The following is a 12,504-nucleotide window of genomic DNA, read 5'->3' as shown; positions in this document are numbered from 1 at the left end:
GATGAAACAGCTGGTTCTTTGGTCGTTGTTTCTTCTGCTGCCGTCGTGGGGACATGCTGCCGTGTGGAGCATCCAGCAATCGTGGACTCCACAGCATGAAGTGGCCTTTTCAGTTTTCATTGAAAAAGATTTTCACGCCGAGATCTTTTCATCCCCCACTTCGCCATTCTATGGTCTGAAAACTGACTGTGCAGATGCCGTCTATGCCGCGCGAATTATCTTTGCGGCGAAAAATGGTCTGCCGGTTCAATTTGCCGACCCGACTAAAAGTGGCAGCTACATCACGCAGAAGATGTCTCGCTGGGATCATCTGCCCGAGGCACAGCGCCTGCGCGGCTTTCTGGAATATGTCAGCGATCTCAGCTCCACCTACACGCTGGAGCTGGACACCTATCACGTGCAGATTTCCAAAGAAGGCTTCCGCCCAGGTGTGATCTTCCTAAGCCCCCACCTGTCGGACGAGGAAAAGCGCCGCACGGGCTTTAATGGCGGACATGCAGAGTATGTCAAATCCATCACCGACACCGGTTTTGTGGAGGTGATTTCATCAACCTCTCCGAGGCTGGTGCGCACTTTGAGTCAGAGCAAAAATCCGTATATGGCACCGCTTTTAAAAAGAGCCGGTTACAGAATCTGGAAGCAACCTGGTCACTATGGCCAGCGCCCGGAAAATCTGCCCAATTTCGGTTTGAATCAGTTTGAGCTTGCAGACTGGGCACCGCTAAAACTGATCAACCGCCGTCAGATCTTTCAATGGCACGAAGAAATCCGCCGGCTGCTGCGCACGCGCATCCCGACTTTTGAAGAACGTGTGGATGTCGTCGTGGAAAGTATCTGTGGCCTGCTAAAAACTCGCGCCAAACTGGTTCATCAGGGATGGAGCCAAGTCGCCAGCAATGGCAACCGCTGCCTGTCGGGTGACTTGCGCGACGAGTTCTCAACCGACAGCCGCGACAAACGCATCCGGGATGCTTACCTGCAAGTGCGCGATCTTTATGACTGGAAGAAAAGAACTGATGGCGATGCCGATCTGGCTGGTGATATCAGCGATGGCCAGGCTCTACTGGAACAGTGCCGCTTTGAGCACTGGCCCGGCCGACAGACATCCGCCTGGGAAATGGCCTCCAGATCCCTTCAAGGGGAACTGGTTTCTTCAGCAGACTATGCCCCCGCCGTACGCTGGGGGGATCGACGTCCTGCCGGGAAAGACTGCCGCTAGTTTATTTTTCCTCGATCAGCTTGGGTGAAGGCAGCGGCTTGGTGGCCTTGGGGCTGCCTTCAGGATTGGTCAGCATCGTCTTGATTCGATTGGTAAGATCCTGCTTGATTTGCAGATACTGCACCATGCGCTCTGGCCCCAGCAGAGTCTTAAGCTTGTCGAACTCTTCTTCGCTCATACGACCATAACTCTGCAAGGATTTGCGATAAGAGGTCAGCTCCTCCTCTTTGGCTTTGGCCGTCGCCGCTTTATTCATCCTTTCAACAGAAACCTGAAGCTCCTGGTTGAATTGGGCTTTCTTTTTATTGATCTCCCGGACGATGTCGGAAAACTTCTTTTCCTCAGCGGTGTTGAGCTTTAGCTCATCGCTCAGTTTCCAGATTAATAGTTCCTCGAGTTGGTTGCGTTTCTCCGCAGCGTGGGCCGCCACGGAGAAAGCCGAATTTAGACAGAAAATTGAAAGTAAGAACAGAGTCAGTCTGCGCACGTCTTATCACCCGAAGTCAGGGTGTTAGCGTCCGCTTTCACCCATGATTTTATTGAATTTATCTACAGATAAATTTTCGAATGATTCGCGAGCTACGTCCATAAAAAAGTCAGATTCGCTCTGCGTGGAGATCAAGGTCTGGGAAATTTCCTCTGGGGACAAAAGGGCCTCAGAGACAATTCTTTCATGGCCATCACTCAGCAGGCCGGCGCGGGTCATCGTCTGGTTTACTTTTGACACCTGAGGGATCAAAAGTGACGCCAGTACGAACAGGGATGCTACGCCGCTGACGGGATAAAGCCATCCTCGCCAGTGCGAGCGCAGCAAGTTTCTGGGGGTCATCAACACGGGGGTGGGTTGAATCACGGTTTGTTCAACCTCAGCCATGATCTTGTCGTGCAAACGATCGAAGAAATCATCGTTCATGGGCAGTTCAAGATCATCGGCTGACTTCAACCCCTTTCGCACTTTATCCATGCGATCCATACGGTCCACTTTGTCCATGTGCTATTCCTATCCTTCTGCTTCCGCAAATCTCTGGTTTACTTCGAGGAAGAAGCCACCTACTTCTTCCGTCCAGTTTTTGAGCTCTGATTGTTGCTCAAAAGTCTGACGAAGTTTCATCAACGCATGTCTGTAATTCGCCTTCGCTGTGTCGTATGGACATTCCATGATATCAGCGATCTCGTTAAAGCTGAGATCCTCGTAAACACGAAGAACCAGGGCTGTTTTCTGTTTAAATGGCAACTTTTCTACTTCATTCTTAAGAATGTCAGAAACCGCCGTATGAACCAGTGTCGTTTCAGCTTCCGCATCCACTGCCAACTGAACATCATCGATATCCACGGTGTCTCTTTTCCACTCGCGAATTTTGTTCCTGGCAGTGTTCACTGCAATCTGGAACAACCAGCTCTTGAAAGAAGCGCGACCTTCAAAGGTATTGAGCTTCTCGTAAGCTTTGATGAACGCTTCTTGCGTCACATCCTCCGCTGTGTCCATGTCCTTTACAAACCTCAAACTCAACCGCAGCACACTTCTTTGATGTCGTTTCACGAGTTCGGAAAAAGAACGTCTGTCCCCAGACTTAACTTTTTCTACCAGTTCAAGATCCGTCACGTTTAGATCTCTCTCCATACTTTGACTCGTTTCTGTCTAAATTCGGTTAACGTCCTGAATTTTTTTCCCAGAAGAGCCATTCTGCCCCCCTCAGCCCCCGGTAAATTCGCCCCCAAACCCGCGGTGCCTACACTCTTTCACTACTGCAACGATGATGCCTAAATGACAGGAGTCAAAGTGGCTCTAAATATATGAAATATCTTAGAAATTACGCATTTTGTTATGACGCCCATAAGCATCACTTATGGGCTGGACCAAGGTCTATAACGTTGCATTCTGCTTTCTGCGCAGCAGTGTCTGACCCGTCCTCTATATAATATGTTAAAGCCGCCGGCTTTCTTGGATAGAGTTTCAGGGAGCCCTTAAAAACAGGAGGCCTCGTGAAACACCTGTCTGTCTGCCTTTTACTGATTCTGCTTTCTTCGCTGAGCCATGCCACCAGTGTGCGCGCTTTCCGCATTTATTCTGTGCGGGAGCTGACCCCTGTTGTGGATCGCTATTACGGTCAGGATGGTTCTGCCTTTGCGACCTTGTTCTGCAATGACAAAACGTCTGAGGTCATGTTTGTGGACAGCCGTTATTCTGATCTGGATGGCAAAGTGTTTTATTTCAGTTCGCAGGAAGCCTGTGCAGAGGCCCGCCGAGTTGCCAAAACCAGCCGCTGTGGCGCAGATCTGGTTTTGAATACAACAACCACCGGAGCCGCCATTACAGCAGCCCGATGCAAATAGTTTTATGAAACAATCGTGGTGCGGTTACGGCCGCCCTGTTTGGATTGGTACAAGGCCTTATCGGCACGGTCGTATACTTGAGTCCACTCGGTCTCGTTCGGAAGTTTTGTGGCAACCCCAACAGAGATTGTCACCGGAATCTTCTTCCCTTCAAAAACAAAGTCATGGGCCTCAATAGTCTGGCGAATACGCTCGCCGACTTCGCCAGCAGTCTTTGACGGAGATCCGGACAACAGCAAGACGAACTCTTCTCCGCCATAACGGGCAAAGAAGTCATTGGAACGAATCAGTTTCGTGATCACGATACGGCACAGCTCTTTGAGAACATAGTCACCGCCCGGGTGACCAAAGCTGTCGTTGATTTTCTTAAAGTGATCAATATCAAAAGTCACAAGGCTGAAGGGTTCATTCAGAACTTCGGCGCGCTTCATGGCCTCAGGTCCCTTATCCAAAAGAGCCCCTTTGGAATGAGCCCCGGTCAAAGCATCCTTCTGCGCACGATCGTACATCGCCGCGTTGGTCATGGCTTCAATACTGCCTTTTTCCAGGAACTTGAAAATCACGTTACCAGTTTTGATCTGATCATTGTTTTTCAGAAGACAAGAGGCCAAAGGCGGAATCACCTGTCCATTCACGATAGTTTTATTGGTGGAGCCCAAATCAATGACAGACACTTCACTTCCGTTCACGGCAAATTTCGCGTGAGAACGGCTTAAACTTTTATCATCAATGTAAACCTGGCTTTCAACAGAGCGGCCAATCACAATGTCACTGGCCGTGATGGGATATTGTTTTCCGACGTAACCCGGAGGTCCAATCAATACAACAATTGCCGGAGGCACATCATCGGCCTCCTTCAAACGACCTTTGAAGGTGTCGCTGGCAACAATACTGGTTTTTTCTAAGTTGTCTGAATTGTCATCATTGTGAGCCATAGGAAAAAGTATAAGTCCCCGAGGCGACGAATGACAATCATGCTTTCTTCAATTTCTCTTTCGCTAGTCTCTTGCCCAGCTCGACACCGGGTTGATTGAAAGCGTCGATCTGCAGATATTCCCCCAGACCCGCAACAACCAGCTGCCAGTACATGAACATGTACCCCAGACTGTGTTCGTCTAGGACCTTCGTCTTAAGAGTCATCGTTGAAATCCCATTTTGACTCAAAGCCTCTTGCGTGGCCAAACATTCTGCCCGCAGAAGCTCACCCATCGTACGACCTTGAAGATCCTGCGTTTCTTTAAATTGAGCCCGATGAATTCGCTGAGAGCCGCCTTCGGATTCCTCCACACGTTGGAAGATCACAAACTTGTCTTTCGTGCCTTCCATCACCTGCTGCAAAATGGAGTGCTGATCTGAAGCCCCCACCGCACACATCGGAGTGCTGACGCGTGCTGCTGGTTTCCCGTCACGTGTGACAGGCTTCCCCAAAGACTCTGCCCAAAGTTGCTGATACCAAGCTCCGAATGATTTCATACGGGAATTATAGATCCACAACAACGTGATCCATTCATCCCGCTGATAACTTTGCACCACTTGCGCCATGGTCTGAGTAATCACCGCCGTATCGTTCAGGGCCCGCATCGCGCCCACACGGAATTTTTCCAGGTCCAAGCCCAGGAAAGCCGCCGGCATCATTCCCACAGGAGAGAGCACAGAAAAACGCCCTCCGATATCCAGTGGGATTTCACAAATAGCCACAGAATTATCACGCGCCCACTTGGTCAGACTGCTGTCTTTGGTTTCAGAAATAACAACACTGTTGCGTGCAAGGGACAGCCCTTCCTCCTGATAGATCTGATCCACCAGTTCCAGAGCACACAAGGATTCAATCGTCGTTCCGCTTTTGGAGATAAACGCCCAGGCGACATCTTTCAGATCGCCCAGTTCCTCGATCATGGCTTCAAAATCCAAAGCATCGACATTATCAACAAAGTACATGTTGCGAGCGCGAAAAACCTCGACAATCACACGAGTGCCCAGAGAACTTCCGCCAAGACCGACAATCACCAGTTTCTTAAACTTCTCTGCCAGCTCCGTACCCACTTTATAGGACTGCTGCCACAAAGAAACCCGCTCCATCAGTTGCGGAAATCCAATCTCTTTGCGCTGTAAAAACAACTTCAAAGACTCCTGACACTTCCCCAAAACAACTGGATCCACCTTATGCAGCCCCTGAGTAATCTCCAACATACCAATGTCTCTTTTCTGAAATATTAAAATCCTGTTTTAAAAAAAGGGATTATACCCAAAGCTGAAGGTCAATCAAAACGGTCCAAGCGCACAAAAATGCCCTGGCATTTTTGAGGCGAAGCCCACGCGGAGGGAAACCCTCGCAGCGCAGGCGTGCTCAAAGCACGTCGGAGCGAGAAGGTTTTCCGACAACGCAGTCGATCGGGCTGTTTTCATCGGCCGGTTAGGAAATGGCTACGTCTTCTTCGATTTTGTGATAACCCTTCCACTCCTTCAAACGCCCTCGCGGTCGTCCTCCGTCCTCCGGGTACTCGATAAGAACATAGGTCAGCTTCGTGATTTTTCCCAAAGACACGATATCCAAAGATGTGACTTCAGTCCATGTTCCTGTGTTGAAATATTCTTTATTCTCTGACCACTGGCGATACTGATAGACGTGCGTGTGGCCAAAAACCACAGTGTGGACACGTTCATCGTTCAGAATCTTGCGGGCGGATTCACTCAGATCAGGGAAAATGGCACTTTCGGCGATCACCTGGATGATCCGCTTTAAGGGCCAATGGCGTCGAGGATCCTTCACAAAGGCACTTTTAATAAAGTATCCCACGGCCATAAAGAAGGCCTTGATCATGGTCCCTGTTTCATTCAGGAAAGCCCAGCGCAACATCTTTCCGAATGGACGAATCTTGTCCACATGCGGATAGTGCTGCTTGATCTTCAGCACGACCTCCAGGAAAAAGTGAGATCCAAAAGGCAGATTCAAGATGGGCTCCACCAGATCCTTTTTCAGGAAGAATTTCTTGGGGTCCATGCGATTGGCAGCCTCGTGCATGTGACCATGCTCGATGTGCACGCCATCAAAGAAGTACACGATATTTTTAAAACGAATCGGCGTGCCAATAACCTGATTCAGGTAAGCACGACAAGCGGGCCACAACATGCCTTGGTCATGATTGCCAACGATATAGGTGATGGTGTTCCCGGGTTTGGCGGCAAATTCGGCCAGCGCGGCGAAAACATTGCGATGACCGTTCACGCAGTCTTTCAGAATTTCAAGAGTGACCGCTTCTGTGATCACAGAAAGAAAATGCCCTTTGTAGTCGCACTGCAGGAAATTCAGGAAGTCGCCGTTGATAATCAATTCAACTTCGTAGTCACGATAGATACCGGTGGAATAGTAGTGGATGAACTCCACCAGTTTTTCACCATAGTAGAATTCTTCCAGCGAGTTGATCCCGCCCTGTTCCAATAGGCGACCCTTCCCCAAATGGAGATCACTGATAATGACCTTAACCTTTTTAATGGGAGCGGGCTTCGCGACGGCGGTGCCTTCGCTACTCTCAACCTGGGAAGTGGCTTCCATACTACTCAGCTTTCTTCAACGGAACGAGATTCTCTTCCTTCGCCTCCAGGTTCGTCAAAGCCAAACGCAGTGCGCGCTCGGTTCGTTTGACCTGATCCTGATTGGCCTCGATCGTCTTGTTAAGCTCAAGACATTTCTTACGGTAATTATCGAGTTCCTGAGAGAGCTGATCAATCTTTCTTTTCTGTTCTAAAATATACTCATCTTTGGACCGAACAAGGGCGGACTTTTCCGCACGGAGCAATTCCAGGCGGTTTTCCAGCTCCCGTTCGCGAACGCGGATCTTCTTGAAGTCGGATTTTAGTCTAGCTTCAAGCTCTTCCACCTTGATGCGGGCCTTGGCCACTTCATTTTCTTTGTACTGAAGGTTGCCCTTCAGAATCAGAATCTCGCTTTGTGCGGATTCCTGCATTTCAATTTTTTCTTTTTCAATCTCGGAAATACGGACGGTCAGGTCATCCGTGCGGGAGCGGATGATTTCGCCGGCAGAAGCCAGTTCTTCATTTTCCGCACGCAGGAATTCCACTTCCTTTTCCAGTTCCAGAATGCGCTGCTGCGCCAGCTTCAGGTTTTCAGCCTGAGCCAGACTGGCATCCACGGACGTCATCACGTTGGCAGAGCCACGGCTGCCGCGGAAATTACCCACGCTGACCTTAACATCCACTTCCGGAGCCTTGCGGGCACCGACACGGGCATTGGCAAAACCTTCGACCGCCACAGTCTTGTCGGCATCAGTGCCTACCACAGAACTGGTCGCACCAAAATCCTGCTGTATGGAAACTGTTTTATCTTCCCCCGCCGGAGCCGGAGAACTAAAGACCGGACGAGTGGAGTCATCATCCATCGTCGGAGTCGGAGGGGACGCAAGATCCTCTGCGGACTGATAGCCCGCATCTGCGGAAGGACCGTCAAAACGCTCCTCCTCACCCACGGACGGGCCCACCATGAAGCGCTCGGAGGCTGGTATATCACCAAACCCTTCGGGCATTTCAAAGTCACCAACATCCTCTGAATCTTCAGAGCTTTCAAGAACGGCCTCTTTGAAAGAGCCCTCGTAAGAACTTGCTTCGGGATCTGCCGAATAGTCTGCCCCACCAATAAATTCTGAGGCATCCAGTTCCTTGCTGGGATCTTTGCCGATATCTTTTTCAAGACTGTCCCAAAGATTCCCGGCCGAGGTTTTCTCCAGACGGTGTTCATCAGCATCAAGACCCGGCAAGCCGGCAAAATCATCATCAGAGCCGCCCGCACGATACGAGGACTCGGATTGAATATCCTTGAGGTCATCCATCAATGACTCAATGAGATTCTCAGCAGCTGAAGATTTCTTTTTCTTTTTGCTCATGTCTAAGGGAAATATCGGAATTTTCCGGACTTCCCTTTAAGCCTAAAACAAAGCCGGATCAATATCAGGATCTAGGTCGAGCCTGTTTCATTCCGAGACATCCGGAGGCTAGTCCACATCCTTCTTCTTCTTCTTTTGCAAATAATCCAGAATGAAAAACGCTGAAACCAGCACAACCAGAGGGATAAGAATAACCAAAAGGTTCACGAACTTCTGAGGAAGATCCATGGGCACTCCTTATGATGGCGACCCTACCATCCATAAACTTCCGGAACCTAGTGCCCCGGAACCCAAAGATTCCTTTACTGATGTAAAAATAGATTAACAAATAAACCACCTCATGTCCGCATCAATCGGCTTTTTTCAAGCTGCGTCTTTTTCAATAATTACAACTTTCCATGTCGTTTGATCGGCTGGTGCGTTGTGAACAGTATTTCTTTTTGCGTCCGCGAAATCATCGCTGCGTCCATGAAACCTAGGCTTGTGACGTATTTACTGACCGGCGAAAAATACGTAATTTGAATCAACAAACAAAGGATTGTTGTATGCCCAAGCAAGCCACAGCACTCGAGTTTCAAGAAAGAATGTCTGGATTCTTTGTCTCGAAGAAGTTCACTCTGTCGCCATCTTCTCCCCTCTCACAAAATGAGTTTGAACAAGAAGCTGAACGTTTTGACCGCCTGCCTTTCGAGTTCAGTTTAACCATTCAAGTTCCGAATCTGGAAAAATTCTTCGACGACAACAGCGCTCCTTCGACTGTTGCGGGCACTGTCACAGACATTCGTTTTGGTGATTCCTTGTCTATTGAAGAAGGATATTTTCATCTCTTTACCCGCCCCGCGGCCAGCCCGGACCGCAATACAGCCAAAGAAATGCACTACACCCTCTTTTTCACAGACCGAGAGAAAAAAAAGTGGACCTTGTTCGGATACAAGAACCTGCTGAAGGAAAGTACAGCGGACATCTGGTCCCAAACCACAACATTGTACTTCTATCTGTGGGAAGGACATTCGCTTTATGAAAACTTCAGTAACAAGGCCATCGCCGGTGTCGGCGTTCTAAAAATCAATCCCGCTGATTTCTTAAAGCAGCTTACGACTTTCAGAACCAACGCCGCATCCGCCATTAAAGACAAGCAGTTGATCCTGAAATACTTCAAAGCTTTTCTGGGAAATCTGTGGGAGGTCTACGCACCCTTCATCTTCAGCACAACCACGCAACGCTGGAATGAACACTTTTTCCCGCCCCAGACCATTCAAGGTGTGCATCAAGGTGAATGCACTCTGCACCCTCTGGACACCCGCGACGGGCTGAGTATTTCGATCCAGCGCTTTAAAACCCAACCCGGTCAGGATGTGGTGCTCTTAATTCACGGACTGACGTCTTCCACAGACATGTTCATCATGCCCGAGCATGAAAATCTAGTGAATCACCTGCATAAATCCGGCTTTGGTGATGTCTGGTCGCTGGACTGGCGAGGCAGCGGCCGCTTTACTTACAATCTGACCCCCCATCGCTACACGATCGATGATATTGCAAAGTACGACATTCCCCGCAGCCTTCAGTACATCCGAGAGCAATGCGGAAGGGAGGTGCGTATTCATGTGATCGCCCACTGCGTGGGATCGCTGGCGTTCATGGCCTCCTATGCCGCTGGGTATGTGGATAACATTGGCAGTATCACGGCCAACAGTGTTTCTCTGACTCCTCAGGTTCATCGGCCCGCGATGATGAAGATGATGGTCGGGCCCGAACTGCTTGAGAATATTCTGGGATATCCTTATATCAGTCCACGCATTCCCTACATGCCCGGGACCACCTTCGGAAAATGGATTCCCGCCATGGAGCGATCATTGCGTCGCGAATGCAAAGAGCCGGCCTGCCATATGATCAGCTTCATGTGGGGCTGGGGCTTCCCGGCAGTTTTTAACCATCGCAATATCCATCCAACCACCCATCGCAGACTGTCAGATCTTTTTGGTGGCACCAGCTTTCACTACCACAAGCATATTCGAAAGATGTTGCTGCAAAAACAATCGGTTTCTTGGGACGGGCGGATCAACTATCTGGAAGAATTAAAAAAACGGAAGCTCCCCCCGACTCTTTTAATTTCCGGTGCCGAAAATCATATCTTCCCCCAGTCCAACAGACTCACCTTTGAAGCCTTCAAGGGAACTCTGAACGAAGCGCAAGTGCAGTACCGGGAGTTCCCTCAATATGGCCATCAGGATATATTCATGGGGCAGTTCTGCGATCAGGAGATCTTCCCGGAACTTGTTCAATTTCTAAAACAACACTCTGTTCAACAACCTCAGACAAAGGCACGCTTGCGCATTGCCTAGGATTCTTATGAACTTGGACTTTGACTATATCGTGATTGGTTCGGGATTCGGCGGCTCTGTCATGACCTGCCGTCTGGTGGAAAAAGGATATAAAGTCTGCCTGCTAGAGCGCGGTCGACAGTGGAGGATGAATGAATTTCCCCGCCGCCCCCACGACATCCAACAACGGATGTTTTGGGACCCGGAAGATCAGAAGTTCGGTTTGATGGAAATTCGTGACAACCCTGACAGCGATGTTCTGACTTTGACCGCCAGTGGCCTTGGGGGCGGCAGCCTTATTTATGCCAATGTCCTGTATCGCATGCCGGACCGGTTCTTCAAAGGTTGGCCGCAGATTTACCGCCGATCTTCCCTGGACAAATACTATGACCGAGTTCAGCAGATGATGGAAGCCAAACCCTACCCCTTCGAAAGTCAGAACTACTATCGCAACACTCCAAAGACGGCTTTGCTCAAACGTCTTTCTGAAGAAATGCCGGCGCCAGAAGGCAGCACAGAACCGCCTCGTTTTGCTCTGCCCGCCTTGGCGGTGCGTTTTGAGGGAAGCTTCCCCGGCCATCAAACACATAACATTCACGGAGCTTTGCAAAGTAAATGCAACAAATGCGGCGACTGCGACATTGGCTGCAACATCCAGGCTAAGAACACATTGGATTTAAACTATCTGTTCCGAGCGCGCCATCTTCGCAGCGGCCCGGACGCTCTGGATATTCGAACTCACGCCCAGGTCACACGCATTGAATCCGTAGGCGATCACTATAAAGTGACTTATGTGATCCCGGAGTTTCCACAGCAGGAAAACAGCTTCACCTCCCGCAAAGTCATTCTGGCGGCGGGATCTGTCGGCTCCACATCATTGCTTCTTAAAATGAAGAAACACGGTCACCTGCCACATCTGAATCGCTGGCTGGGAAAAAAATGGAGCGGCAACGGGGACCTTCTGGGGCTGATTTTTGGTTCCAAAGAAGATGTAGATGCAACCAACGGTCCGGTGATCACAAGCGCCATTGAATACAACTTTCAAGACTATGCCGATGGCTATCCGCACGGTATGTATCTGCAAGAGGCTGGTTTCCCCGTGGGCTTTGCGTGGTACTTGTCGGGAAAAATCCCGCAACTGCACGGACTGGCTGGACTGACCAATTTGATAACACAAAGTCTAAAGAAATACGCCTTGAGAATCCTTGGCGCCAAAGATACCGGCCCCGTCAATGTCGGAGAAGAGTTCGCCCGCGCCATTGATCGCGCCGAGTTCACGAAAAGATGCTTCGTTCTTTTGGGAATGGGACGCGATAAACCCGATGGTGAAATGCAGCTACGCGAGGACAACCAGGCGGTGATCAAATGGAAAATGGAAGGCAGCCAGGAACACTTTGATCGTCTCAGAACACAGATGAAAAAGATCGCAGAAAGAATTGGCGGATTCTTTGTTGATAACCCTTTGACCTACTTAAACAAGGTCGTGGCCGTTCATCCCCTGGGGGGCTGCCCGATGGGAGAGACCCCCGACACGGGCTTGGTCAGTCCCTGGGGTGAGGTTTATGGACACCCCGGCTTGTACGTAGTCGACGGCAGCATTCTGCCCACTTCCACAGGCCCGAATCCCTCGCTGACCATTGCCGCCATTGCAGAGTACATCGCCGAACAAATCCCCACAAAGGCTGTTGCCACAAACAAAGAGACCCTGGAAGCCCAGAGTCTCTGAAAATTT

The 12,504-nt window shown here is 49.9% G+C and carries 11 protein-coding genes; 4 read left to right on the top strand and 7 right to left on the bottom strand.

Annotated elements, in window-relative coordinates:
* Position 1: 1 nt before the first annotated feature.
* A complete protein-coding gene (locus ACZ5ZZ_RS03180; protein ID WP_464141210.1) occupies positions 2 to 1,219 on the top strand; it encodes a hypothetical protein in 1,218 nt (405 codons plus the stop codon).
* 1 nt (position 1,220) lies between these two features.
* Here the strand turns inward: ACZ5ZZ_RS03180 and ACZ5ZZ_RS03175 are convergent, their stop codons facing one another.
* The 3 genes from ACZ5ZZ_RS03175 to ACZ5ZZ_RS03165 are packed head-to-tail and all read right to left on the bottom strand — an operon-like array spanning position 1,221 to position 2,840.
* Positions 1,221 to 1,706 carry a hypothetical protein gene (locus ACZ5ZZ_RS03175; RefSeq protein WP_464141208.1) on the bottom strand — a complete coding sequence of 162 codons (486 nt, stop codon included), beginning with the start codon at positions 1,704 to 1,706 and terminating at the stop codon, positions 1,221 to 1,223.
* A 24-nt stretch (positions 1,707 to 1,730) separates the two neighbouring features.
* The gene (locus ACZ5ZZ_RS03170; RefSeq protein WP_464120154.1) at positions 1,731 to 2,210 is read right to left on the bottom strand and encodes a hypothetical protein; all 480 of its coding nucleotides are present in this window, start codon (positions 2,208 to 2,210) and stop codon (positions 1,731 to 1,733) included.
* A gap of 9 nt (positions 2,211 to 2,219) precedes the next feature.
* The gene (locus ACZ5ZZ_RS03165; protein ID WP_464120153.1) at positions 2,220 to 2,840 is read right to left on the bottom strand and encodes an RNA polymerase sigma factor; all 621 of its coding nucleotides are present in this window, start codon (positions 2,838 to 2,840) and stop codon (positions 2,220 to 2,222) included.
* A gap of 362 nt (positions 2,841 to 3,202) precedes the next feature.
* Between ACZ5ZZ_RS03165 and ACZ5ZZ_RS03160 the strand changes: the two genes are divergently transcribed.
* Positions 3,203 to 3,553, top strand: coding sequence for a hypothetical protein (locus ACZ5ZZ_RS03160; RefSeq protein ID WP_464133365.1), 351 nt, complete (start codon positions 3,203 to 3,205; stop codon positions 3,551 to 3,553).
* A 2-nt stretch (positions 3,554 to 3,555) separates the two neighbouring features.
* Here ACZ5ZZ_RS03160 and ACZ5ZZ_RS03155 read toward each other — a convergent pair whose 3' ends face one another.
* The 4 genes from ACZ5ZZ_RS03155 to ACZ5ZZ_RS03140 form a co-directional block, all read right to left on the bottom strand.
* On the bottom strand, positions 3,556 to 4,488 hold the full coding sequence (locus ACZ5ZZ_RS03155) for a diguanylate cyclase (RefSeq protein WP_464120151.1): 933 nt from the start codon (positions 4,486 to 4,488) through the stop codon (positions 3,556 to 3,558).
* A gap of 37 nt (positions 4,489 to 4,525) precedes the next feature.
* Positions 4,526 to 5,743 carry a glucose-6-phosphate isomerase gene (locus ACZ5ZZ_RS03150; RefSeq protein WP_464141206.1) on the bottom strand — a complete coding sequence of 406 codons (1,218 nt, stop codon included), beginning with the start codon at positions 5,741 to 5,743 and terminating at the stop codon, positions 4,526 to 4,528.
* 223 nt (positions 5,744 to 5,966) lie between these two features.
* Positions 5,967 to 7,106 carry a hypothetical protein gene (locus ACZ5ZZ_RS03145; protein ID WP_464120149.1) on the bottom strand — a complete coding sequence of 380 codons (1,140 nt, stop codon included), beginning with the start codon at positions 7,104 to 7,106 and terminating at the stop codon, positions 5,967 to 5,969.
* 1 nt (position 7,107) lies between these two features.
* Positions 7,108 to 8,451 carry a hypothetical protein gene (locus ACZ5ZZ_RS03140; protein WP_464120148.1) on the bottom strand — a complete coding sequence of 448 codons (1,344 nt, stop codon included), beginning with the start codon at positions 8,449 to 8,451 and terminating at the stop codon, positions 7,108 to 7,110.
* 545 nt (positions 8,452 to 8,996) lie between these two features.
* On the opposite strand from ACZ5ZZ_RS03140, the gene ACZ5ZZ_RS03135 reads away from it, so the two are divergent.
* Complete coding sequence (locus ACZ5ZZ_RS03135) at positions 8,997 to 10,793, top strand: alpha/beta fold hydrolase (RefSeq protein ID WP_464141205.1); 1,797 nt, start codon at positions 8,997 to 8,999, stop codon at positions 10,791 to 10,793.
* 7 nt (positions 10,794 to 10,800) lie between these two features.
* Complete coding sequence (locus ACZ5ZZ_RS03130; protein ID WP_464141203.1) at positions 10,801 to 12,498, top strand: GMC oxidoreductase; 1,698 nt, start codon at positions 10,801 to 10,803, stop codon at positions 12,496 to 12,498.
* Positions 12,499 to 12,504: the final 6 nt, after the last annotated feature.

Source organism: Bdellovibrio sp. HM001, from assembly GCF_055397275.1.
Note: the sequence above shows the minus strand (reverse complement) of the source record. Positions and strands in the feature narration are given on the sequence as shown.